Here is a 25525-nt window from a genome sequence, read left to right as displayed (position 1 = left end):
TCAGTTCGCGAACTGACGCTCGCGCACCACCCGCCACCGCTCCATCAGCCTTCCGTACACCTCGCGGGCTCCCGCACCGTCCCCGGCCCGCAGCGCCGCGACCCCCTCGGCCGCTTCCGCCGCGGAGTGGTCCTCGGCGAGATGCTCCTGCGGAAGTACGTGCACCAGACCGCCGTAATCGAGCTCGACCAGCGACCTGGGGTGGAATTCCTCCAGCCAGCGCCCCACATCCACCAGGCCCTCGACGAGCGGCCCGCCGGCCTCGTCGTCGAGCTGCTCCCGCAGCGTCTTCAGCGCCCGCGCCACCCGCCGCCGCGCCTGGGCCATCGGCGTCCGGTAGCGGAGTACGGGCGCGGCCTCCCCCTCGCCCTTGCGGTACTCCCGCTCCTCGTCCGCGAACAGCGCGAACCAGCGCACCGGCACGTGCCACGCCGAACTCCTGATCCACGGCCGCGCGTCCGGGTGGCGCTCCAGCCACCGCTCGAAGTCCGCGGCCGCCTGCCGCCGCACCACCGGCGGCAGCGCCGCGTCCAGCATCGGCTCCGGGAAGAGTCCGGGCAGCTCCTCCAGCGCCAGCCAGCCGCGCAGCCGCGTACGCCAGGGACAGACGCACACCACTCCGTCCACTTCGGTCACGAACGCGTCGCCGCTCTCGTGGACCGGCACGGCGACCGGCGGGGTGGGCAGCAAATCGGCGAGGGAACGGCGAAGTTCGTCCTGGGCGGTGGGCAGCCGCTCACGGCCCGCGTACCGCTCCCAATGGCCGCGCTCCGGCTCGGGGAAGGCGGCCAGTGGTTCGTACACCCGCAGATAGGCGGCGTACGGGACGATCACCGATGACGCCTGGGCCACGCCTGCTCCTCACCTCGACCGGAAAGAACCTGGAAGAACCGGAAGGAAACCGGGGAGGAATCGTCCCACGCGTACTCCGCCGGGGGGTGATCCTCGGCACGGGGGTCCACCCGGGGCCTGCCAGGTCTTACTCTCTTGCCCACCGGCCCTCCCCACCCGCAGGAGGGCGTAGCGCCTCGTACTTGGGAGTCACCACCGTGACCGACGCATCCGAAGGCGTCCTGCACACCCTGTTCCGATCGGAACAGGGCGGCCACGAGCAAGTCGTGCTGTGCCAGGACCGCGCCAGCGGCCTCAAGGCCGTCATCGCCATCCACTCCACCGCCCTGGGCCCGGCCCTCGGCGGCACACGCTTCTACCCGTACGCGACCGAGGCGGAGGCCGTCGCCGACGCGCTGAACCTCGCACGCGGCATGTCGTACAAGAACGCCCTGGCCGGACTCGGCCACGGCGGCGGCAAGGCCGTGATCATCGGCGACCCCGAGACGCTCAAGAGCGAGGAACTGCTCCTCGCCTACGGCCGGTTCGTGGACTCCCTCGGCGGCCGTTACGTGACCGCCTGCGACGTCGGCACGTACGTCGCCGACATGGACGTCGTCGCCCGCGAGACCCGCTGGGCGACCGGCCGCTCCCCCGAGAACGGCGGCGCCGGCGACTCCTCCGTGCTGACCGCCTTCGGCGTCTTCCAGGGCATGCGGGCCTCGGCCCAGCACCTGTGGGGCGACCCGACGCTGCGCGGCCGCAAGGTCGGCGTCGCGGGCGTGGGCAAGGTCGGCCACCACCTCGTCGAGCACCTCCTGGAGGACGGCGCCGAGGTCGTGATCACGGACGTACGGGAGGAGTCGCTGCGCCGCGTCACCGAGCGTCACCCCCACGTCGCCGTCGCCGCGGACACCGAGGCGCTGATCCGCGTCGGGGGGCTCGACATCTACGCCCCGTGCGCGCTCGGCGGCGCGCTGAACGACGAGAGCGTTCCGGCCCTGACGGCGAAGGTGGTGTGCGGCGCGGCCAACAACCAGCTCGCCCACCCCGGCGTCGAGAAGGACCTCGCGGACCGCGGGATCCTCTACGCGCCCGACTACGTGGTGAACGCCGGCGGTGTGATCCAGGTCGCCGACGAGCTGCGCGGTTTCGACTTCGACCGGTGCAGGGCGAAGGCCGCGAAGATCTTCGACACCACGCTCGCAATATTCGCACGTGCGAAGACGGACGGCATTCCGCCGGCTGCGGCGGCCGACCGGATCGCCGAGCAGAGGATGGCCGAGGCACGCGGGCGCTGACGCCGGGGCCCTTCCCCGGGGGCCGGCCCGCCGTCGGTGGGACATGACGAGACATGACTCACCCCCGTCGGCGGGTCGGCCCTCAGAAGAGGTTAAAATCGCAGTTGACCAGCGAGGACGGGGCTTCTCGTGGGTTCTGTGCCGAGGCGTTGCATGCGGGCGGCGTACCGTATGGCCACGGAAGCAGGTACCGTTGATGCCCTACGGACCGGTCTCTCCGAGGGGAGTCCGTTCCGAACCATGAACGCGTGTCAAGACTCTGGGGCCGTCGAGCCCCGTCACCGAGGGGGTCGAGCCATGGGGCGCGGCCGGGCAAAGGCCAAGCAGACTAAGGTCGCCCGCCAGCTGAAGTACAGCAGCGGCGGGACTGACCTGTCGCGTCTGGCCAACGAGCTGGGCGCTTCGACGACTTCGCAACAGCCGCCTAATGGCGAGCCGTTCGAGGACGACGACGAGGAAGACGACCCGTACGCACAGTACGCGGCTCAGTACAACGATGACGGGGACGAGGACGAGGAGTCCGGTCCTTCGGCACATCGTCGCGGCGCTTGACGTCCGTACACCTCGAACAGGCACTACACACATGACCCGGTCCTGGGGCCTCGGCCCCGGACCGGGTTCTGTGCTGCCCGGGGGGACTACTTGGCGTAGTCGCCCGTAAGCGTCGCGCCCGTGGCGTGGTCGCCGCGCTCGGTGATCTCTCCGGCCACCCAGGCGTCGACACCACGGTCGGCGAGGGTCTCCAGGGCCACGTTCACCGACTCCTCGGGGACGACGGCCATCATGCCGACACCCATGTTGAGGGTCTTCTCCAGTTCGAGCCGCTCGACCTGACCGGCCTTGCCGACGAGTTCGAACACCGCGCCCGGGGTCCAGGTGGAGCGGTCGACCGTGGCGTGCAGGCCGTCCGGGATCACGCGGGCCAGGTTGTTCGCAAGACCGCCGCCCGTGATGTGGCTGAAAGCGTGCACCTCGGCGGTGCGGGTGAGGGCCAGGCAGTCCAGCGAGTAGATCTTGGTGGGCTCCAGGAGCTCCTCGCCGAGGGTGCGGCCGAACTCCTCGACCTCGCGGTCCAGCGACCAGCCGGCGCGGTCGAAGACCACGTGCCGGACGAGTGAGTACCCGTTCGAGTGAAGACCGGAGGACGCCATGGCGATCACCGCGTCACCCTTGCGGATACGGTCCGCGCCCAGCAGCCGGTCGTACTCCACCACGCCCGTACCGGCGCCGGCGACGTCGAAGTCGTCCTCGCCCAGCAGGCCCGGATGCTCGGCCGTCTCGCCGCCGACCAGGGCGCAGCCCGCGAGGACACAGCCCTCGGCGATGCCCTTGACGATGGCCGCGACACGCTCGGGGTGCACCTTGCCGACACAGATGTAGTCGGTCATGAAGAGCGGCTCGGCGCCGCAGACGACCAGGTCGTCGACGACCATGCCGACGAGGTCGTGTCCGATCGTGTCGTACACGCCCATCTTGCGGGCGAGGTCGACCTTCGTACCGACACCGTCGGTGGCGGAGGCGAGCAACGGACGCTCGTAGCGCTTGAGGGCGGAGGCGTCGAAGAGGCCGGCGAAGCCGCCGAGGCCGCCGAGGACCTCGGGGCGCTGCGTCTTCTTCACCCACTCCTTCATGAGCTCCACGGCGCGGTCGCCCGCCTCGATGTCGACGCCCGCGGACGCGTAGCTGGCACCTGTCGTCTCAGACATTGCTGGGAACTTTCGTGTCGTTAGAGAGGGGGCGTTACGGGCGACGGAGCGCCTCGGCCGCGGCGCTCGCCGGGCCGGCCGCGAGCTCGGTCTCCAGGAGCTGCTTGCCGAGCAGCTCGGGGTCCGGGAGCTCCATCGGGTACTCGCCGTCGAAGCAGGCGCGGCACAGGTTCGCCTTGGGGATGGTGGTCGACTCGATCATCCCGTCGATGGAGATGTACGAGAGCGAGTCGGCGCCCAGGGACTTGCCGATCTCGTCGATCGTCATGCCGTTGGCGATGAGCTCCGCGCGGGTCGCGAAGTCGATGCCGAAGAAGCAGGGCCACTTCACCGGCGGGGAGGAGATCCGGATGTGGATCTCGGCGGCGCCGGCCTCGCGGAGCATCTTGACCAGGGCGCGCTGGGTGTTGCCGCGGACGATCGAGTCGTCGACGACCACCAGGCGCTTGCCGCGGATGACTTCCTTGAGCGGGTTGAGCTTCAGGCGGATGCCGAGCTGGCGGATCGTCTGCGACGGCTGGATGAAGGTCCGGCCGACGTACGCGTTCTTGACGAGGCCCGAGCCGTAAGGAATTCCGCTGGCTTCGGCGTAACCGATGGCCGCAGGGGTGCCGGACTCGGGCGTCGCTATCACCAGGTCGGCTTCGACCGGGGCTTCCCTGGCCAGCTTCCGGCCCATCTCGACACGCGAGAGGTAGACGTTGCGGCCGGCGATGTCGGTGTCCGGGCGCGCCAGGTAGACGTACTCGAAGACACAGCCCTTGGGCTTCGCTTCCGCGAATCGGGAGGTGCGCAGACCGTTCTCGTCGATGGCGAGCATCTCGCCGGGCTCGACCTCACGGACGTACGCGGCGCCGCAGATGTCGAGGGCGGCGGACTCGGAGGCCACCACCCAGCCGCGCTCCAGGCGGCCGAGGACCAGCGGGCGGATGCCCTGCGGGTCGCGGGCGGCGTAGAGCGTGCCCTCGTCCATGAAGACCAGGGAGAAGGCGCCCATGACGTCGGGAAGGACCTTGGCGGCGGCTTCCTCGATCGTGAGGGGCTTGCCGTCGTCGTCCGTCTGGCCGGCCAGCAGGGCGGTGACCAGGTCGGTGTCGTTGGTCGCGGCGACCTGCGTCGCGCGGCCGTTCTCCTTGGGGAGGGCGGCGACCATCTCGGCGAGCTGCGCCGTGTTGACCAGGTTGCCGTTGTGTCCCAGGGCGATCGATCCGTGCGCGGTGGCACGGAACGTCGGCTGCGCGTTCTCCCACACCGAGGCTCCGGTGGTGGAGTAGCGGGCATGGCCCACCGCGATGTGGCCCTGGAGGGAGCTGAGGGAGGTTTCGTCGAAGACCTGCGAGACCAGTCCCATGTCTTTGAAGACCAGGATCTGGGACCCGTTGCTCACTGCGATGCCCGCGGACTCCTGTCCACGGTGCTGCAGGGCATACAGTCCGAAATAGGTGAGCTTGGCGACCTCTTCGCCGGGAGCCCAGACACCGAAGACGCCGCAAGCGTCCTGGGGGCCTTTCTCACCGGGGAGCAGGTCGTGGTTGAGTCGTCCATCACCACGAGGCACACCACCGAGTGTAGGCGAGATCGACCACTGGTCCGAATTGGGGATACGGACGGCCACCGGCCGAGGCGGGCCGGGGCTTGACAGGTGCGCGATGACTCGGACAGGCTCCTGGCCCATGCAGCCCGTCGGTGACCGCTCGGTCACCCTGGTGGAGCGCCGCCACGTCGACCTGGTCCGTGTCGCGAGCGCCATCTGTCGCTGCGCGTAGGCGCGTTTCCCTCCAGCGCCCCGTAGATCACCTCTCCTTCTCCTCGCGCCGCCTTCCCGCGGCCGTTCGTTGCCCCGATCCGGTCCCGGCCGAGCACTGAACCACGCCGCCGCGGGCCCGGCCGGCGTGCTCTTCATCACTGGAGACCCTGTGACCTCGCACGACAAGAAGCTGTCCCGGCGCGCCTTCGGCGGTGTCGTCGGCGCGGGTGCCGCCGCCGGCCTCGCGGCCGGACCGGCCCGCGCCGCCTCTGGCGGAGCCCCTGCCGGAGCCACCGCCGGCGTCCCTCGGGAGCGGCCCTTCCGGGCGGCCGCCGACCGGCGCTCCCGGCGGCCCAACATCCTGTTCGTCCTGGGCGACGACCTGGGCTGGGCGGACCTCTCCTCGTACGGCTCCCCCCACATCCGTACGCCGCACCTCGACCGGCTCGCCCGGCAGGGGGTGCGCTTCACCGACGCGTACTCCGGGTCCGCGACCTGCTCCCCGACCCGCTTCAGCCTCTACACCGGACGCTTCCCGGGGCGTACGCGGGGCGGGCTCGCCGAGCCGATCGCGGACAGGTCGGCGGGTCTGGAGCCGACGCATCCCACGCTCGCCTCGCTGCTGAAGGGCGCCGGGTACGCGACCGCGCTGATCGGCAAGTGGCACTGCGGGCACCTGCCGGACCACAGCCCGACGCGGTCGGGCTGGGACGAGTTCTTCGGCAACTTCGGGGGCGCGCTGGAGTACTACTCGAAGCTGGGGCTCGGCGGGGAGTACGACCTCTACGAGGGTGACGCCCCGTACAAGGACCTGCGGTACTACACGCGGATCCTGACCGGGCGGGCCGGCGAGTACGTGCAGCGCGAGCACGACAGGCCGTGGCTGCTGAACCTGAACTTCACCACCCCGCACTGGCCCTGGATCGCCGACGGCGACGAGGAGGCGAGCGCGGAGATCGTACGGCGGATCAGGGCGGGGGACCGGGGCGCGCTGTGGCACCAGGACGGCGGCTCGGTCGAGAAGTACCGGGAGATGGTCGAGGACCTGGACCGGTCGGTCGGCGAGGTGCTGGGCGCGCTGCGGCGGTCGGGGCAGGAGAAGGACACCCTGGTCGTCTTCGCGAGCGACAACGGCGGTGAGCGCTTCTCGTACCACTGGCCCCTGTCGGGCAGCAAGTCCTCCCTGAAGGAGGGCGGCATACGCGTGCCGACCCTGGTGCGCTGGCCCGCGCGGATCGACGGCGGCCAGGTCAGCGAGGTGCCGGTCTTCACACCGGACTGGACGGCGACACTGCTGGAGGTGGCGGGGGCGCGTCCCGACCCGGCGTACCCGCTGGACGGCGCGAGCCTCGCCGGGTACCTGCTGCGGGGCGAGCGGGCCCCGGCACGCGACCTGTTCTGGCGCGTGCGGGGCGAGCGGGCGCTGCGGCGCGGCGAGTGGAAGTACTACCGGGGCGCGGGCGGCAGGGACCAGCTCTTCCGGCTCACCGAGGATGCCCGGGAGCAGGCGGACAGGGCGTCGCGGGAACCGGAGCTGCTGGATGCGCTGCGCGCCGCCTGGGAGCGGACGGACGCGGGGCTGCTGCCGTACGGGGCGGTGTCCTGAGCGGGGGCGGCGGCCGTCGCGGTCACTTGGCGATCGCGACCGCGTCCAGCCCCTTGCCGTCCGCCGCGGTGAGGGACAGGGCGCGGTCACGGATCTCGTAGGCCGCCCTGCCGTCGAGGACGTCGAGCAGGGCCCGCTCGGCCTCCATCACCGGCGGCGGGCACAACTTCCGGGTCGTGGCGATCCTGGAGAAGGTGAGGGTGGATCCGGAGACCTCCGCCCTGCCCGAGACGTTGTTGCAGCCGAGATGGCCGCCGACGGACCCGTCCTCGGCGAAGACCAGCTTCGCCCTGCCCGCCGCGTCCCCGGGCAGCGGGGTCGCGGTGTCTCCGTCACGCAGCGACTCCACGAACCACTCGGTGCCGAGCAGCTGCGCGCCGGGCTCCGGCTCCGTCTCGGACAGGGTGACGGTGTCGCCCTCGCCCGTGGTCAGCGTGAGCCTGTCGTCCCTGACCTCGGCCTTGAGCTCACCGGTGAGGGTGCGCTGGAGGTGCTGCTCGAACTTCGCGACGTTCTTCGGGCAGCCGATCTCCGTGGTCTGCGCGGGCCCCACGGTGATCGTGTCGCCCTCGACCGTCGCATCGGCACCGAAGCGGTTGCAGCCGGTGCTGCCCTCGGCCCGGCCCTTGTCGTCGAACCGGACCGTGGCCTTCTCGGGCGCCGGGATCTTCTTGCCGTCGACGGTCACGCTGTCGACGGTCCAGTCGACGCCGGTGACCTGGGGGGCCGGTTTCACGGTGCCGTCACCTCCGGCGCCCGGGCCCGGCTCCGTACCGCAGGCGGCCAGGGTCAGGAGGGCGAGGACGGTGACGGCGCCGGTGAGGGGGCCGCAGATGCGGGTGCGCGACGTATCCATGGCGATGGGACGGGACGAGTAGCGTTTCTGGTTCCGTCTGCCCGGCCTATTCGTCCTTCCTGCCGATGACGACGGTGGCGTACAGCTCGTCGGACGTGACGACCCGCGGGACCAGCCCGTCGCGGGCGACGGTCTCCACGGCCCGCGGCGCCTGGCGCTCGCTCGTCTCGAACAGCAGGTGGCCGCCCGGCGCCAGCCACCGCGCCGCCTCCGCCGTCACCCGCCGCAGTACGTCGAGCCCGTCCGCCCCGCCGTCGAGCGCGACCCGCGCCTCGTGGATGCGGGCCTCCGGGGGCAGCAGCTCCATCTCCTCGGTCGGTACGTACGGCACATTGGCCAGCAGCACGTCGACCCGGCCCCGCAGCGTGGCCGCCGGCAGCGGCTCGTAGAGGTCGCCTTCGTACACCCGTCCGCCCATGGCACCGACATTGCGCCGGGCACACCGCACGGCGGCCGGATCGACGTCGGCGGCGTACAGCTCGGTCCGCTCCAGGGACGCGGCCAGCACCGCGCCCAGCGCGCCCGAGCCGCAGCACAGGTCGACCACGACGGACCGCGGCGGCGCGAGAGCGGCGGCCTGCCGGACGAGGAACTCGGTGCGGCGGCGCGGGACGAAGACCCCGGGGTCGACGGTGACGCGACGGCCGCAGAAATCGGCCCAGCCGAGGACGTGTTCGAGGGGAAGACCGGCGATCCGCCGGTCCACCATGGCGGCGAGGTCCGCGGGGTCCGGCGCGGTGGAGAGAAGCAACTCCGCCTCGTCCTCGGCGAACACACAGCCGGCGACGCGAAGCCTGGTGACGATGGCGGAAGGAGAGAGGGACACGGGAAACCTTTCGGGACGCCGATGGGCGCTCCCTCGGTCACCTATGCCAGGGGGACCGCGCGGTCGCGAGAGGAGAGCACCCGACCTGATGCAGCGGTAATGGGTCTCACCTCCTCGGTGCGTACGTCCTGCGTGGGCGTCGGCAACATTACATGATCAACTTTCACCCCTGCCCGAGAAGGGGCAACAACCCGGCCAGGTGGGCCCTTTCGCCACTGGCGGCGACCTTCGCCCCGCCGACGGCCGCGTCCCAGTCCGTGCGCCCCGTGGCGAGGCGGATCCAGGTGAGCGGGTCGGTCTCGACGACGTTGGGCGGGGTCCCGCGGGTGTGCCGGGGGCCCTCCACGCACTGCACCACGGCGTACGGCGGGACGCGGACCTCGACCGAACCGCCGGGTGCCTTCACGGCGAGGGCGTCGGCGAGGAGGCGGGTGCAGGCGGCGAGGGCCTGGCGGTCGTACGGGATGCCCAGCCCGGTCGCGTCGTTCAGATCGTCGGTGTGGACGATCAGCTCGACGGTACGGGTGACCAGGAAGTCGCCGAGCCGCATGGCCCCGAACCGCATGGGCACCAGCCGGTCGTCCGGGGCGCCCGGCAGCGCGGCGGCGAAGGCCGCCTCGGTCCGCGCGTACAGCTCGTACGGTCCGGACCCGGCGGCGAGCGCCCTGGTGTCCTCGTCGATCCGGTCCGCGGCGGTCACGGTGGCGAAAGGCCAGTCGAGCAGCGCCACCTCCTGCCGGGCGGGCTCGGGCGCCTCCAGTGCGCGGACGACGGAGCCGAGCGCCAGGGAGACGTGCGCCGCCAGCTCGCGGACCGTCCAGTCGCCCAGCCGGGTGGGGGCGGCGAGCTGCTCGGGGGTGAGGGTGCGGATCCCTGCCCGTACATGGCCGGACTGCGCCAGCACGGCGGCGCGGATCTTGGCGGGGTCGTACCTGCGGGCGCGCTTCCTGGCAGGGGGCATGGGGGCGAGGTTAATCGACCCGCTCGCGCCGGGCATGGCCGCGTGGCGGTCGCGGTGGCCGTGGCCGCGTGGCAGTGGGCGTCCACCCGGCGGACGATGGAAGGGGGCGGCCGTACGGATGACGGAAGGTGGGAAGCAACCATGGGCGAACACCCGGACAGTGCCCTGGTGCGCCGGGGCTACGAGGCGTTCAACACGGGTGACATGGACACCCTCGCGACCATGATGATGGCGGACTGCACGTTCCACGCGCCCGGTTCGAGTCAGGTCTCCGGTCACCACAAGGGCCGGGACAACGTCCTGGGCCTGTTCCGCAAGCTCTTCGAGCTGTCGGGCGGCTCCATGCGCACCGACCTGGAGAGCGTCTGCGTGGACGGGCGCGGACACGCCGTGGCCGCCCACAAGTGGTACGCCGAGCGCGGAGACCGCGGCATCGAGATGAAGGGCGCGCTCTTCTTCACGATCGTGGGCGGCAAGATGGCGGACATCGACGAGTGCGTCGAGGACATCGACGAGATCGACGCCTTCTGGGGCACGGCGGAGTGAGGCGGAGCCGCCGCTCGCGAACACGGCGCCGGACCGGCCGACGGCCCCGCCCTCTGCTGGGAGGGCGGGGCCGTACGTACGTCCTCGGGTCCGTGCAGGACTCAGGCGAAGAGGCCCGGGAGGGTCTCCTCGTGCGCCGTACGGAGCTCGCTCAGCGGAATGCCGAACTCGCCCTGCACCTCGATCTCGTCCCCGTCGACGACACCGATCCGGGTCGCGGGCAGACCCCGCGCCCCGCACATGTCGGTGAAGCGGAGCTCCTCGCTGCGCGGCACGGAGACGACCGCCCGGCCGGCGGACTCGGAGAAGAGGAACACGAACGCGTCCAGGCCGTCCGGCACGACCAGCCGCGCACCCTTCCCGCCCCGCAGGCAGGACTCGGTGACCGCCTGGATCAGGCCGCCGTCGCTCAGGTCGTGCGCCGCGTCGATCATGCCGTCGCGCGAGGCCGAGATCAGGATCTCGCCGAGCAGCTTCTCCCGGTCCAGGTCGACCTTCGGCGGCATGCCGCCGAGGTGGTCGTGGACGACCTGGGACCAGGCGGAGCCGCCCAGCTCCTCGTGCGTGTCGCCGAGCAGGTAGAGGAGCTGGCCCTCTTCCGCGAAGGCGACGGGCGTACGCCGCGTCACGTCGTCGATCACGCCGAGCACCGCGACGACGGGCGTCGGGTGGATGGCGGTCTCGCCGGTCTGGTTGTAGAGCGAGACGTTGCCGCCGGTCACCGGGGTGCCGAGCTGGAGGCAGCCGTCCGCGAGACCGCGCGTGGCCTCGGCGAACTGCCACATGACGTCCGGGTCCTCGGGGGAGCCGAAGTTCAGACAGTCGGAGATCGCGAGCGGCTTGGCGCCGGAGGCGGCGACGTTGCGGTACGACTCGGCCAGCGCCAACTGCGCGCCCGTGTACGGGTCGAGCTTGGCGTACCGGCCGTTGCCGTCGGTCGCCATCGCGACGCCCAGGTTCGTCTTCTCGTCGATCCGGACCATGCCGGCGTCCTCGGGCATGGCGAGCACGGTGTTGCCCTGCACGAAGCGGTCGTACTGGTCGGTGATCCACGACTTCGACGCCTGGTTCGGCGACGAGACCAGCTTCAGCACCTGCTCGCGCAGCTCCGCCGCGTTCGCCGGGCGGGCCAGCTTGTTGGCGTCGTCGGCCTGGAGCGCGTCCTGCCACGCGGGGCGGGCGTACGGCCGGTTGTAGACCGGGCCCTCGTGGGCCACGGTCCGCGGCGGTACGTCGACGATCTGCTCGCCGTGCCAGAAGATCTCCAGCTGCGAGCCGTCGGTCACCTCACCGATGACGGTGGCGATGACGTCCCACTTCTCGCAGATCTCCAGGAACCGGTCGACCTTGTCCGGCTCGACGATCGCGCACATGCGCTCCTGCGACTCGCTCATGAGGATCTCCTCGGGCGAGAGGGAGGAGTCGCGCAGCGGAACGGTGTCCAGCTCGACCCGCATGCCGCCCGAGCCGGCGCTCGCCAGCTCGGAGGTGGCGCAGGACAGGCCCGCGCCCCCGAGGTCCTGGATGCCCGCGACGAGCTGCTCGCGGAAGATCTCCAGGGTGCACTCGATGAGGAGCTTCTCCTGGAAGGGGTCGCCGACCTGGACGGCCGGACGCTTCGCGGGACCGGTCGACTCGAAGGTCTCGGAGGCGAGGACCGACACGCCGCCGATGCCGTCGCCGCCCGTGCGGGCGCCGTACAGGACGACCTTGTTGCCCGGACCGCTCGCCTTGGCCAGGTGGATGTCCTCGTGCTTCATGACGCCGATGCAGCCGGCGTTGACCAGCGGGTTGCCCTGGTAGCACGGGTCGAAGACGACCTCGCCACCGATGTTCGGCAGGCCCAGGCAGTTGCCGTAGCCGCCGATGCCCGCGACGACGCCGGGCAGGACGCGCCGGGTGTCGGGGTGGTCGGCCGCGCCGAAGCGCAGCGGGTCGACGACCGCGACCGGGCGGGCGCCCATGGCGAGGATGTCGCGGACGATGCCGCCGACTCCGGTGGCCGCGCCCTGGTAGGGCTCGATGTAGCTCGGGTGGTTGTGCGACTCGACCTTGAAGGTCACGGCGTAGCCCTGGCCGACGTCGACGACGCCCGCGTTCTCGCCGATGCCGACGAGCATCGCGTCGTTGGCGGGGACCTTCTCGCCGAACTGCTTCAGGTGGACCTTGCTGCTCTTGTACGAGCAGTGCTCGGACCACATGACGCTGTACATGGCGAGCTCGGCGCCGGTCGGGCGGCGGCCGAGGATCTCCCGGATGCGCGCGTACTCGTCCTCCTTGAGGCCGAGTTCCTTCCAGGGCTGCTCGGCCTCAGGGGTCTGTGAGGCGTGCTTGACGGTGTCCAGAGTCATGCGCTGACCAGCTTCTTCAGGATCGAGGTGAAGAATCCGAGGCCGTCGGTACGTCCCGTGCCGACCAGCGGCTCCACGGCGTGCTCCGGGTGCGGCATCAGGCCGACGACGTTGCCGGCGGCGTTGGTGATGCCGGCGATGTCGCGGAGCGAGCCGTTCGGGTTGACGTCCAGGTAGCGGAAGGCGACGCGGCCCTCGGCCTCCAGCTCGTCGAGCACGCGCTCCTCGGCGACGTAACGGCCGTCCATGTTCTTGAGCGGGATCCGGATCTCCTGCCCGGCGGTGTAGTCCGCCGTCCAGGCCGTGTCGCTCGTCTCCACGCGCAGCTTCTGCTCGCGGCAGATGAAGTGCAGGTGGTTGTTCTGCAGCATCCCGCCGGGCAGCAGGTGGGCCTCGGTGAGGATCTGGAAACCGTTGCAGATGCCGAGGACCGGCAGGCCGGCCTTCGCCTGCTCGATGATCGTCTCCATCACGGGCGAGAAGCGGGCGATGGCTCCGGCCCGCAGGTAGTCGCCGTAGGAGAAACCGCCCGCGAGGACGACCGCGTCGACCTGCTTGAGGTCCTTGTCGCGGTGCCACAGCGAGACCGGCTCGGCGCCCGCGGTCCGGACGGCGCGGAGGCTGTCCTGGTCGTCGAGTGTTCCAGGAAAGGTGACGACTCCGATACGAGCGGTCACTTCGACTCCTCCACCTTCACGGTGAAGTCCTCGATGACGGTGTTGGCGAGGAACGTTTCGGCCATCTCGTTGATGCGGGCGAGGGCGGCGTCGTCGACCGGCCCTTCGACCTCGAGCTCGAAACGCTTTCCCTGACGGACGTCCGCGATTCCCTCGAAGCCGAGACGGGGCAGTGCACGCTGCACCGCCTGTCCCTGCGGGTCGAGGATCTCGGGCTTGAGCATGACGTCGACTACGACGCGTGCCACTGGCACTCCCGGTGGTGGTGTGGTGCGAAGGCGGTTCCATCAGCGTACCCGCCCAGAAATTCTACGCGGGTAGATAAGGGTTGGCGTGGATCACGGCCCGGTATCGGAGCGACAGTCCCGAGAAAAAAACAGGGAAAAATGGCCGCCTCCGATTGCGGACGGACGCGCGGACGGAATTAACTGGGCTACGCCATGCAATGCCTGTCGCTGTACAAAGCAATAGCGAATAAATCAGCATTGCTCCAAAACAGCCGGAAGGCCGGTGTCGCCCCACGTCAAGCGTGGTGACGCCGTAGGAAAGGACCGATATCCGTGGCTCAGCGCGTAGTGGTCACGCTCTCCGACGACATCGACGGAGGGGAGGCAGCGGAAACGGTCAGCTTCGGCCTGGACGGGAAGTCGTACGAGATCGACCTGAATCCCGCCAATGCCAAGAAACTGCGCACGGCCCTGGAGCCCTTCGTCCGGGCCGGCCGAAAGCAGTCGAAGTCGGGCAGGGTCTACCGCCACACCGCCGTGGCCCCCGACCCGGCGGCGGTGCGCGCGTGGGCGCGCTCGCACCAGATGGACGTGCCGGCCCGCGGCCGCATCCCGAAGAAGGTCTACGAGGCCTTCACGGAGGCCTCCTGACGCCACGTGGAGGAACCGATTTGCATTGCACCCCCACCTGTCGGCTAGAGTCTGGATCACGCCGAGGGGCAAGGCCGAAGGGCCGGTCCCCGAGCAGCGTGCGGGTGTAGTTCAGTAGTAGAACATCCCCCTTCCAGGGGGAAGGCGCAGTGTGCAATTCCTGTCACCCGCTCTGCATCGCTATACCGGCCACTTCGGTGGTCGGGTACAGTGGTGGCACCACATGCGGACGTGGCTCAGTTGGTAGAGCATCACCTTGCCAAGGTGAGGGTCGCGAGTTCGAATCTCGTCGTCCGCTCAGCGAGTACGAAGGCCCCGGTCATGACGACCGGGGCCTTCGTCGTGTCCACCCGTCGTACCCGCCCCCGGCCGTACTGACATATGTCATGCGCGGTGGTGACAGCGCGCACTGCCGCCGGCCGTGGTCCGGCGGAAGTCTGGGGACATGACCACCCATGACTACGTGATCGACGCGGAAGGGCTGCGACGCGTCTACAGCGGCGGCTTCGAGGCCGTCCGCTCCCTCTCCTTCTCCGTGGCGCGCGGCGAACTCTTCGCGCTGCTCGGTACGAACGGCGCGGGCAAGACCTCGACCCTGGAGCTCCTGGAGGGCCTGGCCCCGCCCAGCGGCGGCAGCGTCCGGGTGCTCGGCCACGACCCGTACACCGAACGCGCGAAGGTGCGGCCCCGGGTCGGCGTGATGCTCCAGGAGGGCGGCTTCCCGTCCGAGCTGACCGTGCGCGAGACGGCCCGGATGTGGGCGGGGTGCACCAGCGGGGCGCGGCCGGTGGGCGAGGCGCTGGAGCTGGTACGCCTGGAGAGGCGGGAGGACGTACGGGTCAAGCAGTTGTCCGGCGGTGAACGGCGGCGGCTCGACCTGGCGATGGCGCTGCTCGGACGGCCGGAGATCCTCTTCCTCGACGAACCGACGACGGGTCTCGACGCCGAGGGGCGGCGCGAGACGTGGGAGCTGGTGCGTGAACTGCGCGACGGGGGGACGACCGTACTGCTGACCACGCACTACCTGGAGGAGGCCGAGGAGCTCGCCGACCGACTGGCGATCATGCACGAGGGGCGGATCGCCGCCGAGGGGCGGGTCGACGAGGTGGTGGCGGCGTACCCGTCGCAGATCTCCTTCGAGCTGCCGGACGGTTACCACCTGGGAGACCTGCCGCCGCTGGGGCAGCTGGGCGTCACGGGGCACGAGATGGCGGGCCGGACGGTCCGGTTGTTCACAGGCAGGCTCCAGGCGGCCGCCACGGGGCTGTTGACGTGGGCCGACGTGACGGGGGTGGAGCTGCGCGGGCTCGATGTGCGGTCGGCCTCGTTGGAGGAGGCCTTCCTGAACATCGCGCGGGCGGCGAAGGAAGAGACGAAGGAAGCGGGGGACGCGGGCGTGACGGGCGAGGGGGCGGCGCGATGAGCACGACTGCCGCGGGACGTATGGCGGCGCTGACACGGGCCGAACTGACTCTGCTCGTACGGCACAAGGCGGTGCTCGTCACGGCGCTGGTGCTGCCCGTCGCGATGACCTACGCGATGCGGCCGTTCCTCGACGGCCTGGACCCGAAGAAGGCCGGGATGTCGCCGGGCGCAGCGATGATGCCGATGACCGTGGCGTTCGTGCTGCTCTTCGGGGTGTACTCGGCTCTGGTCACCGTCTATGTGGTGCGGCGCGAGGAACTGGTGCTCAAGCGGCTGCGGACCGGGGAGCCGGGCGACGCGGAGATCCTGGCCGGGACGGCGGCCGCCACGCTGGCGGCCGGGCTCGCGCAGTGCGTGGTGCTGGTGGTCGCGGGGGCGGCGGTCCTGGGTACGGAGATGCCCGCCGATCCGTTGTGGGTGGCGGTCGGTGTGGTGCTGGGTCTGCTGGTCGCGGGCACGACGGCGGCGGCGACGACGCTCTTCACCCGGTCCGCCGAGGGCGCGCAGATCACGATCATGCCGATGCTGCTGGTCTCGATGGCCGGGTCGGGGGTCGTCGTACCGCTGGAGCTGATGCCGGACAGGCTCGCCTCGGTCTGCGAACTGCTGCCGCTGTCGCCGGTCGTGGAGCTGGTGCGAGGCGGCTGGACCGGGCGGTTGGGGGCGTACGAGGCGCTGGGCGCCGTCGCCACGGCGGTGGCCTGGACCGTACTGTCGGTGTTCGCCGTGCAGCGGTGGTTCCGCTGGGAACCGCGGCGCTAGGCGTCCGGGAAGAGGGAGAGAGCGGGGGGACGGGGATGAGGGGTTTCTGGCGGGAGCGGAGCCAGGCCGCGAAGCTGGATCTGTACATGCGGGTGGTGCTGTACGTCATGCCGTGGCTGTTCGCGGTCGGCATCCTCGCCCCCCTCGCCCAGGAGCTCGTCCGCGGCCCCGACGCCGTCGCGCTCGCGCGCGGGCTGGTGGCGCTCTCCGTGGCCCAGTGCGCGGTCGCGATGCACACCATCCACCACGGGCTCGCGCACTACGTCGACGGGGCCCCGGCGCCGCGGCGCTCGGCGGCCCTCGCGCTGGCCCTGGGCGGCGTTTCGGCGGGCCTGCTCCTGACGCTCCAGGCGATCGGCGGGATCGGTGACGGGACGGTGATGCTGCAACTGCTGCCGTACGCCCTGCTGACCCCGGCCATGTCGACGTTCATGCTGTCGACGCTGCGGCGGCTGGTGCTGGGGACGGTGGTGGCCGCGGCGCTGGTGGCCGGTGCCATGGTGGCCACCGGGGCGGAGCCCCCGCTCGCGGTGTCGGCCGCGGTGGTCGTGTTCTTCGTGGGACTGTTCGCGCTGGCCACCACGCGCTCGACGGCCTGGTTCATGGCGATGATCTGGGAACTGGACCGGTCCCGCGACGTGTCCGCGCGGCTGGCGGTCGCCGAGGAACGGCTGCGCTTCGGACGGGACATGCACGACGTCATGGGCCGCAACCTCGCCGTCATCGCGCTCAAGAGCGAACTGGCGGTACGGCTGGCGCGGCGCGGCAGGCCGGAGGCCGCCGACCAGATGGCCGAGGTGCAGCGGATCGCGCAGGAGTCGCAGCGCGAGGTGCGCGAGCTCGTACGCGGCTATCGGGACGCGGATCTTTCCGCCGAACTGGAAGGGGCGCGGGGCGTGTTGAGTGCGGCGGGCATCGACTGCCTGATGGACCGGGAGCCGCTCGGCGACGGGCTTCCGTCGGGCGTGCAGTCGGCGCTCGGCTGGGTCGTGCGGGAAGCCACGACCAATGTGCTGCGGCACGGGGACGCGCGCAGCTGCACGGTGCGGCTGACGTCCGACGGCGGGCGGGCGGTGCTGGTCGTGGAGAACGACGGCGCGGAGGGCGGGCCCGCTCCGGGCACTCCGGGGTCGGGGCTCGCCGGGCTCAGGGAGCGGCTGACCGCGGTCGGCGGGACGCTGCGGGCGGGGCCGGCCGGGGACGGCAGGTTCCGGCTCACGGCCGAAGTGCCGCTGGCACAGGAGGCGCTGGTGCAGAACGCGCGGGGGCAGGGAGTGCAGGCTCAGGGGGTACGGGCGCCGGAAGCACCGGGGATGCGGTTGCAGGAAACGCGGACGCCGGGGGCACGGGCGCAGGAAGCGCCGGCACCGGGAGCGCCGGCTCGGGGGGCGCTGCGATGACCGCTCCCCCGGTTCCCGTACGGGTACTGCTGGCCGACGACGAGCATCTGATCCGGGGCGCGCTCGCCGCGCTGCTCGCGCTGGAGGACGATCTGGTGGTCGTCGCCGAGGCGGCCACGGGTCCCGAGGCGCTGGCGATGGCGCGGGCGCACCGGCCGGACGTCGCCGTCCTGGATCTCCAGATGCCGGGGATCGACGGTGTGAGTGTGGCCACATCGCTGCGGGCCGAGCTGCCCGGGTGCCGCTGCATGATCGTGACCAGCCACGGGCGGCCCGGACACCTGAAACGGGCGCTCGCGGCGGGGGTGCGGGCCTTCGTGCCGAAGACCGTCAGCGCGCAGCGGCTGGCCGAGCTGATCCGGAGCGTACGGGACGGAAACCGCTACGTGGACCCGGAGTTGGCGGCCGACGCGATCTCCGCGGGGGACTCACCGCTGACCGCGCGCGAGGCGGAGGTGCTGGAGCTGGCGGCGGACGGGGCGCCCGTCGCGGAGATCGCGGAGCGGGCCGCGCTGTCGCCGGGGACGGTGCGCAACTACCTGTCGTCGGCCGCTTCGAAGCTGGGTGCGGAAAATCGTCATACGGCTGTACGCCTCGCACGCGAGCGGGGTTGGGTATAGTGGGCACCGCGCCACGGCGCATGCGGACGTAGCTCAGTTGGTAGAGCGCAACCTTGCCAAGGTTGAGGTCGCCAGTTCGAACCTGGTCGTCCGCTCGGAGTGAGTCAGAAGGCCCCGGTCATCGCGACCGGGGCCTTCTGCGTTGCCCTAGGACCAGCTGGTGCCGGTGAGGAGCTCGTACGCCTCCAGGTACTTCGCCCGGGTCGCGTCGACGATCTCCTGCGGGAGGGCGGGCGGCGGCAGCTCCGCCTTGCGGTCCCAGCCGGAGGCGGGCGAGGTCAGCCAGTCGCGGACGTACTGCTTGTCGTACGACGGCTGGGCGTGACCGGGCTCCCAGGTGGCGGCGGGCCAGAAGCGGGAGGAGTCCGGGGTCAGCACCTCGTCGGCGATGACCAGCCGGTCGCCGTCGAACCCGAACTCGAACTTCGTGTCGGCGAGGACGATGCCCCGGTCACGGGCGATGTCGCGGGCCCGGCTGTACACGGCGAGGGTCGTCTGGCGCAGCCTGGCGGCGGTCTCGGCGCCGACCTGGCGGGCGACTTCCTCGTAGCTGACGTTCTCGTCGTGATCGCCGACGGCCGCCTTCGTGGCGGGTGTGAAGATCGGCGCGGGGAGCTCGGAGCCGTCGGTCAGACCTTCGGGGAGGGCCAGGCCGCACACGGTGCGGGACTCCTGGTACTCGACGAGGCCGGAGCCGGTGAGGTAGCCGCGGGCCACGCACTCGACCGGGACCATCTGCAAGGACGTGCAGACGAGCGTACGGCCGGCCCAGTCCGCAGGGGCTCCGGGCGGGAGCTCGGTGGAGACGACGTGGTTCGGGATGATGTCCACGAGCTGCTCGAACCACCAGAGCGAGAGCTGGGTCAGCACCCGGCCCTTGTCGGGGATCTCCGTGGGCAGCACCCAGTCGTACGCGGAGATGCGGTCGCTGGCGACCATGACGAGGTCGCCCGCCTCGTTCTGGTAGAGGTCACGCACCTTGCCCGTGTGGAGGTGGGTCAGACCCGGCAGCTGGAGAGGCTCGGGCTTTTCTACGAATCCGGACACGGTTCCTCCGCGTAGGTTGATCCAGGAACGCTTCCGATTCTCCCGTATGCGGGGCGCGGACGTCGTGGCGGGGCGGTCCGGGAGCTCAGTCACGTTTGCAGATGCGGTCCAGGAGATTGGCCGTGGCCCGCTGGATGCGCGGGTCCACATGGCCCGGACGGTCCAGTGCCGGGGACCAGGCGAACGTGCCCGAGGCGAAGACGAGGGCGCCGCTGGGGGCCCGGTAGAGCGAAGTCTCCTGGTGGCGGAGGGCTCCGTCGCCGTCCCGGTAGGGGGAGTGGGCGAGCAGGATGCGGCCCTGGTGCTCGGGGAGGGCGGTGCGCGGGAAGTAGCGGTCGGCCTCGCCGGCCACCAGGCCCTCGATCTCGTCGTTCTCGTGGGCACCGGTGGAGTCCCAGAGCCAGTGGTCCGCGTTGCGTACGACCAGGGCACTGGGCTCGGGGACCCGGCCGGCGTACTGGATGCCCATCAGCTGCTGCTCGGGGCGGTCGACCTCGCGCCAGAGGGCGGACTTGCCGGGACCGCGGCGCTTGCGGCAGGTGAGGAGGCCGTCGGCGGTGCCGGAGGCGGAGGGCGCGAGTTCGACCTGCCAGTACATGGTGTTGGCGGAGAGGAAGACGAGGGAGGTGCCCGCCTCGCGCGCGAGCTCGGTGGTGCGGCGCATGGGGGCGGACCAGTACTCGTCGTGGCCGGGGAAGACCAGGCCGCGGTAGCGGGTGGGGTCGACGCGGCCCGCGTGCAGGTCGCGGGCGTCGGCGTAGGCGAGGTCGTAGCCGTAGCGCTCGGCCCAGCGGATGAAGTCGTACGCGTGGCCCACGTGGAGGGGCAGGCCCGCGCCGGCGTACGGGCGGTCGAAGGAGACGGTGGTGGCTGCCTGCTCTTCGCCCAGGAGGCGGCCCATGCTGTCCCACGCGTGGTAGAGGCTGGCGCCGGTGCGGCCGTCCTCGGGGTAGAGGTTGTACGCCTGCCAGGTGATGTCGGGCAGGAGCAGGAGGAGGTCGGCGGGGTGGTTGTCGCGGACCGTGAAGGGGATGTGGGAGCGGTAGCCGTCGGCGGTGGTGAGCACGGCGACGTACGCCCCGACGCTCCAGGAGTCCGTGATCTGCAGGCGCCAGGACAGCCACCAGTGGTGGCAGGAGACGGTGCGGTCGGCGGTGAGCGGGGCCGGCTGGACGATGCCGGACAGGCGGGGGCTGGTGGTGATCTTGGCCGCGCCGTGGCCGCCGTAGTGGCCGATCCGGTAGATGTCGACGGAGAACTGCTGGGGCGGGTCCACGGTGATGTGGAAGTCGATCGCCTCGCCGGGCGCGGCCGCGCCGGGGGACGCGAAGCCCTTGATCTGCTGGCGCACGTCGTCGGCGGTGCGGGGGCCGCCGGCGGAGGCGGGGCGGGGCTGCGGGAGCCGGACGCCGGTGACCGGGTCGACGTGTTCGATGTACTCGGTGTGCTCGGCGTACCAGGGGATGACCTGGCCGCTGTCGCTGAAGAAGTGCTCGCCGCCGCGCAGCCAGGGCAGGGGGCCCTGGCCGAAGGGGTCGGAAACGGCATGTGCGAGAGCGCCCGATTCCCAGCGCCGGATGAACTCGTCCCCCATACCGCTTCCCTCCCTCGAGCCCCCGAGGCAACAGTGATGCACCACTTGTCAGCCACCGACCCCCAGCACATCACATAACGCACGCACTCCGTCACCGTTCGTCGCGAATAGGCGTGAACGGAATCTGATGATCCGGTACGTGGGGGCGTGACAGGGGGTCGGAGGCGCGGCCGGGGTGCGGCGCATCTGGGGGCAGGCGGCGGGGGCGGGGGCCGGGGGGCCGGTGCCGCGCCGGGGCGTCCCCTCGGACGCCGGACGTTCGGGTACGGGGACCTTCTTCGGGGTGGTTGCGTTCGACGCCCCGCGGGGAGCGCCCCGGCACCTCCCCTCCCGGGCCCGCGGGGCGGCGGTTCTCAGACCAGGCGGACCGGTTTCTCCGGGCGTACGCCGACGGAGGCCAGCCAGGAACGGAGCGGCGCCGCGTCGCCGTCCTCGACGAGGCTCAGGACGTGGGCGGTCAGTTCCGCCCGGCGCTCGCCTCCGACCAGGAGTACGGGGCCGTCGAGCCAGTCCAGGCCGGGTACGGCGCCGGCCGTGTCGACGGCGGCGCAGCAGACCATCGCGGTGACATGGTCGGCGAGCAGGTCGCGGCCGGTCCGGGGCGGCTGGAGCGGGAAGAGTGGCAGGGGTCCGGTGTCCCACAGGCCGTCGCCCTCACCGGGGCCGAGTGGCGCGGGCGCCGGGACGGCCGCCCCTTCCCGGGCGACCTCTGCCTCGATGGCCGCGGCGAGCGCCTCGGCCGCCGGGTGGGGGCCGAGGGGGTGCGCGTCGCGCGTGGGCGGGGCCGCCGACAGGTGATCCATCACCCTGGTCAGGGTGGGGGTGTCGGGGGCCGTGGAGCGGCGTGCGACCAGGGTGTCCAGCACGTGGTGCAGGCGGGCGGCGTCGGCGCGCCACTTGCGGTCGACGACCTCCTCCGGGTACTGCGACCAGTCCACCGGCGACCAGTCCGGCCCCGGTTCGGCGGGGCCGCCGTGGAAGAGGCGGGCGGCGAGGAGGGACGCGGCCTCGTCCACGGCGCCGGGCTCCTCCAGGAGGTCGCACGCCGGCCGGTCGCCCAGCCGGGAGGTGAAGCCCTCGGCCAGACGGTCGCGCCGGGAGAGCTCGGTGAGGGCGGAGACCACGCCCGCGTCGAGCCGGGACGGCCAGCGGCCCATGCGCCAGGCGGGCAGCGCGACCCGGGTCAGCAGCCGGTCCCAGCCCGCGTACGCCAGACCGACCTGCTCCTGGGCCACGATCCGCAGGCCGTAGTCCACGGTCTGTGCGCGCTCGGACGCGGCGGTCGCGACGCCCCGCTCCATCTCGGCGGCGTGTGTGCGGCAGCTGCGCAGCATCAGCCGGGAGGTCCAGCCGACGAAGCCGAGGGGTATACGGCGCAGGAGGCTCCGGTCCGGGAGGGCGGCGACCGCGACGGCGGCGTCCAGACCCCGCACGAAGCGGCGCGCGGCGGCTATGTCGGGGTGCGCGGAGGGCCCCGTACCGGCGACGACCGGGGCGAGCACCGCCCGCAGCTCGGCCACCCGCATCCACCACAGGAACGGCGAGCCGATGACCAGCACGGGCGCGGTCGCGGTTCTGCGCCGGGCGGGGGCGGGGGCCGAGGCGGTCGGCGGGGATGCCGAGGCCGGGTGCGTGCGGTCCTCCAGCCAGCTGTCGCAGTCCGGCGTGAGCGCTATCGCGGACGGCGCCGGCACCTCCAGGCGGTCCGCCAGATCGCGCACGAGCCGGTAGAGATCCGGCGCGGACTCCTCGGTGACCTCCACCGTCGGGGTGACGGCCGGCCTCGCCCGTACGATCACAACCCCTACCGCGACGGCGGCCAGCAGCGCCACCACCGCGACGACCGACGTCACCCAGCGCGCGGCGTCCCACCCCCCGCCGTCCGCGTGGCCCGTGGCGCCGCCCACCAGCAGGACGACGGCGACGGCCGCGGGAAGCAGGGCGACGGCCAGCGCCCTGCCGCGGACGCGCAGCACGGCGAGAGCCCTGGAACGCGCGGACTGCGCGCCCTTCTCCACACTCTTACCGGTACCGGACACGGCCGGACGTCACCCCCTTCGCCCTGCGACGGCTTTGCTCATTCCCCCACTGTGGCACCCGCCACTGACATCGCAATGTCGGTGGGCCAAGTGCCGGAATGCTTGCGCCGCACCCTAGTTGGGGGTGGGGCAGGCGTCAGCCGGATGGACCAGCGGTCACTCGATGGAATGGCTTTGGGGAAAGCTGCTGACGTCGTCGGGCGTCGGGAGGGGGTGGGATCAGGCCCCGGACGCCGCCTTCTGCGCGATGTCCGTACGGCACTGCGCCCCGTCGAGCCGGATCCGTGCCACCGCGGCGTACGCCCGCTCGCGGGCCTCGGTCAGGTCCGCTCCCGTCGCGGTCACCGACAGCACGCGGCCGCCCGCACTCACCACGGCGTCACCGTCCCGCTTGGTTCCGGCGTGCAGGACGTACGCGTGGGGCGCGTCCTGGGCCGCGACCTCGTCGAGACCTTCGATCCGGTCGCCCGTCCGCGGCGTGTCCGGGTAGTTGTGCGAGGCGATGACGACCGTCACGGCGGCGTCGTCGCGCCAGTTCAGCGGGGGTTCGGCGTCAAGAGTGCCGTTGGCGGAGCTGAGGAGCACGCGCGCCAGCGGGGTCTTGAGGCGGGCCAGGACCACCTGGGTCTCCGGGTCGCCGAAACGGGCGTTGAACTCGATGACCCGCACGCCGCGCGAGGTGATCGCCAGACCCGCGTACAGCAGCCCGGAGAAGGGCGTGCCGCGGCGGCGCAGCTCGTCGACGGTCGGCTGGAGCACGGTCGCCATGACCTCGTCGACCAGCTTGGGGTCGGCCCACGGGAGCGGGGAGTACGCGCCCATGCCGCCGGTGTTCGGGCCCTGGTCGCCGTCGAGCGCGCGCTTGAAGTCCTGCGCGGGCTGGAGGGGGAGGACGGTCACACCGTCGGTGATCGCGAAGAGCGAGACCTCGGGGCCGTCGAGGAACTCCTCGATGACCACGCGGTCGCAGGCGAGCGCGTGCTCGCGGGCAGCCTGGAGGTCGTCGGTGACGACGACGCCCTTGCCCGCGGCGAGGCCGTCGTCCTTGACGACGTACGGCACGCCGAAGGCGTCCAGCGCCGTGTCGATCTCTTCGGGGGTGGTGCAGACGTAGCTGCGGGCTGTGGGGACGTTCGCCCCGGCCATCACGTCCTTGGCGAATGCCTTGGAGCCCTCCAGCTGGGCGGCCTCCCGGGACGGGCCGAAGCAGGGGATACCGGCCGCGCGCACGGCGTCGACGACCCCGGCGACGAGCGGCGCCTCCGGGCCTACGACGACGAGGCCGGCGTCGAGCTCACCGGCGAGCCGGGCCACGGCCGCACCGTCGAGGGCGTCGACCGGGTGCAGCTCGGCCACCTCGGCGATGCCGGCGTTGCCGGGGGCGCAGTACAGCGCGGTGACGTCGGGATCGAGGGACAGAGAGCGGCACAGGGCATGTTCGCGGGCGCCGCCGCCGATGACGAGGACCTTCACGGGTGCAGCCTAGCCCGCGCGCCGCGCTCCCCCCGCCGGGCGTCGGCCGGGCTCCCGCCGGGCTTCGGCCGGGCTACTCGTTCGTGAACTCCTCGACGACCGTCGCGCCCAGCTCCCGCACGATCAGGTCGTGGCCGGACAGCGCCGAGTCGACGAGGTCCGGATCGTCCTCTTCCGGTACGTCGTCCTCGATCGCCATCGGCGGGGGAGGAGGCGGGGGCGTCGAATCCACGGCGTAGGAGGCACCGGAACCGGAGCCGGCCCGGGGGCCGGGACCTGAGGTGTTCTCCGGTGCCGGGCGCTGCGGGCCGGGGGGCTGGGGAGCGGCGGGGGCGGCCGGGGCTGCCTGGTACGGGGGCGCGGGGCGCGGGGCCGGGGACCGCCCGCCGAAGCCGCCGCCACCGCCGCCCGGGCCGCCACCGAAGCCGCCTGTGCCGCCGGGCGGCTGCGCACCGCCACCGGACGGGTCGACGACCGACTCGACCTTCCACTGCACGTTGAAGGACTCGGCCAGCGCCTGCTTCAGCACGTCCTCGCTGCCGCTGCTCGCGAAGTTGTCCCGGGCACCGGCGTTGATGAAGGCGATCTGGAGCGTGGTCCCGTCGAAGCCGCTGACGTGGGCGTTCTGGCTGAGCAGGATCCAGGTGAAGCGCCGCCGGTTCTTGACGGCCTCCAGGATGCCCGGCCACATGTTCTGCACCTGCGCGGCGCCCTGGGCGGCCGACTGCGACACGGCGGGCGCGGACGCGGGCGCGGCTGCGACAGGGGACGCCGCCGGGGCCGCGGCCGGCGCGGCCTGCGGCTCCGGCCGGCCCTGGCCCGGAGCGGAGGCGGTGGGCCACCCGCCGGGCCGGCGACCGGCGTCCTGCCCCGCCCCGG

At 71.9% G+C, this 25525-nt stretch carries 23 protein-coding genes, 3 tRNA genes and 1 pseudogene; 13 read left to right on the top strand and 14 right to left on the bottom strand.

What is annotated here, in order from left to right; all coding sequences use genetic code 11:
- On the bottom strand, nucleotides 1–852 hold the full coding sequence (locus ABD374_RS28405) for a DUF8083 family protein (RefSeq protein ID WP_344498909.1): 852 nt from the start codon (nucleotides 850–852) through the stop codon (nucleotides 1–3).
- 197 nt (nucleotides 853–1049) lie between these two features.
- On the opposite strand from ABD374_RS28405, the gene ABD374_RS28400 reads away from it, so the two are divergent.
- Nucleotides 1050–2132 (top strand): Leu/Phe/Val dehydrogenase, encoded by a 1083-nt coding sequence (locus tag ABD374_RS28400; protein ID WP_344498907.1) that lies wholly within the window; start codon nucleotides 1050–1052, stop codon nucleotides 2130–2132.
- Between the two features lie 297 nt (nucleotides 2133–2429).
- Nucleotides 2430–2684 (top strand): DUF3073 domain-containing protein, encoded by a 255-nt coding sequence (locus ABD374_RS28395; protein WP_028815102.1) that lies wholly within the window; start codon nucleotides 2430–2432, stop codon nucleotides 2682–2684.
- A gap of 86 nt (nucleotides 2685–2770) precedes the next feature.
- Here ABD374_RS28395 and purM read toward each other — a convergent pair whose 3' ends face one another.
- On the bottom strand, nucleotides 2771–3838 hold the full coding sequence (gene purM, locus ABD374_RS28390) for a phosphoribosylformylglycinamidine cyclo-ligase (RefSeq protein WP_344498905.1): 1068 nt from the start codon (nucleotides 3836–3838) through the stop codon (nucleotides 2771–2773).
- A 34-nt stretch (nucleotides 3839–3872) separates the two neighbouring features.
- A complete protein-coding gene (purF, locus tag ABD374_RS28385; protein WP_344498903.1) occupies nucleotides 3873–5396 on the bottom strand; it encodes an amidophosphoribosyltransferase in 1524 nt (507 codons plus the stop codon).
- Nucleotides 5397–5511: 115 nt separating this feature from the next.
- Between purF and ABD374_RS28380 the strand changes: the two genes are divergently transcribed.
- Nucleotides 5512–5604 carry a putative leader peptide gene (locus ABD374_RS28380; protein WP_344498901.1) on the top strand — a complete coding sequence of 31 codons (93 nt, stop codon included), beginning with the start codon at nucleotides 5512–5514 and terminating at the stop codon, nucleotides 5602–5604.
- A gap of 150 nt (nucleotides 5605–5754) precedes the next feature.
- The gene (locus ABD374_RS28375; protein ID WP_344498899.1) at nucleotides 5755–7191 is read left to right on the top strand and encodes a sulfatase-like hydrolase/transferase; all 1437 of its coding nucleotides are present in this window, start codon (nucleotides 5755–5757) and stop codon (nucleotides 7189–7191) included.
- Between the two features lie 22 nt (nucleotides 7192–7213).
- Here the strand turns inward: ABD374_RS28375 and ABD374_RS28370 are convergent, their stop codons facing one another.
- The 3 genes from ABD374_RS28370 to ABD374_RS28360 all read right to left on the bottom strand — a co-directional run bounded on the left by ABD374_RS28370 (nucleotide 7214) and on the right by ABD374_RS28360 (nucleotide 9834).
- The gene (locus tag ABD374_RS28370) at nucleotides 7214–8047 is read right to left on the bottom strand and encodes an META domain-containing protein (RefSeq protein WP_344498897.1); all 834 of its coding nucleotides are present in this window, start codon (nucleotides 8045–8047) and stop codon (nucleotides 7214–7216) included.
- Nucleotides 8048–8093: 46 nt separating this feature from the next.
- The gene (locus ABD374_RS28365) at nucleotides 8094–8873 is read right to left on the bottom strand and encodes a putative protein N(5)-glutamine methyltransferase (protein ID WP_344498895.1); all 780 of its coding nucleotides are present in this window, start codon (nucleotides 8871–8873) and stop codon (nucleotides 8094–8096) included.
- 163 nt (nucleotides 8874–9036) lie between these two features.
- A complete protein-coding gene (locus tag ABD374_RS28360; RefSeq protein WP_344498893.1) occupies nucleotides 9037–9834 on the bottom strand; it encodes a maleylpyruvate isomerase family mycothiol-dependent enzyme in 798 nt (265 codons plus the stop codon).
- A gap of 141 nt (nucleotides 9835–9975) precedes the next feature.
- Between ABD374_RS28360 and ABD374_RS28355 the strand changes: the two genes are divergently transcribed.
- On the top strand, nucleotides 9976–10380 hold the full coding sequence (locus tag ABD374_RS28355; protein ID WP_344498891.1) for a nuclear transport factor 2 family protein: 405 nt from the start codon (nucleotides 9976–9978) through the stop codon (nucleotides 10378–10380).
- A gap of 101 nt (nucleotides 10381–10481) precedes the next feature.
- Here the strand turns inward: ABD374_RS28355 and purL are convergent, their stop codons facing one another.
- From purL to purS, 3 genes are read right to left on the bottom strand one after another with little or no spacing between them, the layout of a single operon-like run.
- The gene (purL, locus tag ABD374_RS28350) at nucleotides 10482–12731 is read right to left on the bottom strand and encodes a phosphoribosylformylglycinamidine synthase subunit PurL (RefSeq protein ID WP_344498889.1); all 2250 of its coding nucleotides are present in this window, start codon (nucleotides 12729–12731) and stop codon (nucleotides 10482–10484) included.
- Nucleotides 12728–13408: a phosphoribosylformylglycinamidine synthase subunit PurQ gene (purQ, locus tag ABD374_RS28345; RefSeq protein WP_344498887.1), complete on the bottom strand. Its 681-nt coding sequence runs from the start codon at nucleotides 13406–13408 to the stop codon at nucleotides 12728–12730. Before purQ ends, purL begins: the two co-directional genes overlap by 4 nt.
- Nucleotides 13405–13656, bottom strand: a complete 252-nt coding sequence (purS, locus tag ABD374_RS28340; protein ID WP_093800170.1) for a phosphoribosylformylglycinamidine synthase subunit PurS — start codon at nucleotides 13654–13656, stop codon at nucleotides 13405–13407. The genes purQ and purS overlap by 4 nt, the downstream gene beginning before the upstream one ends.
- Before the next feature lie 312 nt (nucleotides 13657–13968).
- Between purS and ABD374_RS28335 the strand changes: the two genes are divergently transcribed.
- From ABD374_RS28335 to ABD374_RS28300, 8 genes are all read left to right on the top strand, one after another.
- Nucleotides 13969–14286 carry a histone-like nucleoid-structuring protein Lsr2 gene (locus ABD374_RS28335; protein ID WP_344498884.1) on the top strand — a complete coding sequence of 106 codons (318 nt, stop codon included), beginning with the start codon at nucleotides 13969–13971 and terminating at the stop codon, nucleotides 14284–14286.
- Between the two features lie 100 nt (nucleotides 14287–14386).
- Nucleotides 14387–14458: transfer RNA gene (locus tag ABD374_RS28330), tRNA-Gly, on the top strand.
- A gap of 53 nt (nucleotides 14459–14511) precedes the next feature.
- Nucleotides 14512–14584 (top strand) — tRNA-Gly (locus ABD374_RS28325).
- 147 nt (nucleotides 14585–14731) lie between these two features.
- Nucleotides 14732–15709, top strand: a complete 978-nt coding sequence (locus tag ABD374_RS28320) for an ABC transporter ATP-binding protein (RefSeq protein ID WP_344498882.1) — start codon at nucleotides 14732–14734, stop codon at nucleotides 15707–15709.
- Nucleotides 15706–16473, top strand: coding sequence for an ABC transporter permease (locus ABD374_RS28315; RefSeq protein ID WP_344498880.1), 768 nt, complete (start codon nucleotides 15706–15708; stop codon nucleotides 16471–16473). The genes ABD374_RS28320 and ABD374_RS28315 overlap by 4 nt, the downstream gene beginning before the upstream one ends.
- 35 nt (nucleotides 16474–16508) lie before the next feature.
- The gene (locus tag ABD374_RS28310; protein ID WP_344498878.1) at nucleotides 16509–17873 is read left to right on the top strand and encodes a sensor histidine kinase; all 1365 of its coding nucleotides are present in this window, start codon (nucleotides 16509–16511) and stop codon (nucleotides 17871–17873) included.
- Entirely contained in the window at nucleotides 17870–18493 is a 624-nt protein-coding gene (locus ABD374_RS28305) for a response regulator (protein WP_344498876.1), read from the top strand. Before ABD374_RS28310 ends, ABD374_RS28305 begins: the two co-directional genes overlap by 4 nt.
- 22 nt (nucleotides 18494–18515) lie before the next feature.
- A tRNA-Gly gene (locus tag ABD374_RS28300) sits at nucleotides 18516–18588 on the top strand.
- A 52-nt stretch (nucleotides 18589–18640) separates the two neighbouring features.
- Here the strand turns inward: ABD374_RS28300 and ABD374_RS28295 are convergent.
- From ABD374_RS28295 to ABD374_RS28275, 5 genes and pseudogenes are all read right to left on the bottom strand, one after another.
- The gene (locus tag ABD374_RS28295; RefSeq protein ID WP_344498874.1) at nucleotides 18641–19540 is read right to left on the bottom strand and encodes a phosphoribosylaminoimidazolesuccinocarboxamide synthase; all 900 of its coding nucleotides are present in this window, start codon (nucleotides 19538–19540) and stop codon (nucleotides 18641–18643) included.
- An 85-nt stretch (nucleotides 19541–19625) separates the two neighbouring features.
- On the bottom strand, nucleotides 19626–21134 hold the full coding sequence (locus ABD374_RS28290; protein WP_344498872.1) for a N,N-dimethylformamidase beta subunit family domain-containing protein: 1509 nt from the start codon (nucleotides 21132–21134) through the stop codon (nucleotides 19626–19628).
- A 353-nt stretch (nucleotides 21135–21487) separates the two neighbouring features.
- Nucleotides 21488–23173 carry a M48 family metalloprotease gene (locus ABD374_RS28285; RefSeq protein WP_344498870.1) on the bottom strand — a complete coding sequence of 562 codons (1686 nt, stop codon included), beginning with the start codon at nucleotides 23171–23173 and terminating at the stop codon, nucleotides 21488–21490.
- Between the two features lie 219 nt (nucleotides 23174–23392).
- Entirely contained in the window at nucleotides 23393–24646 is a 1254-nt protein-coding gene (gene purD, locus ABD374_RS28280; protein ID WP_344498868.1) for a phosphoribosylamine--glycine ligase, read from the bottom strand.
- A 73-nt stretch (nucleotides 24647–24719) separates the two neighbouring features.
- Nucleotides 24720–25525: pseudogene (locus tag ABD374_RS28275) on the bottom strand (DNA polymerase III subunit gamma and tau); the annotation flags it as partial.

The organism is Streptomyces enissocaesilis (assembly GCF_039533765.1).
Lineage (GTDB): Bacteria > Actinomycetota > Actinomycetes > Streptomycetales > Streptomycetaceae > Streptomyces > Streptomyces enissocaesilis.
Note: the sequence above shows the minus strand (reverse complement) of the source record. Positions and strands in the feature narration are given on the sequence as shown.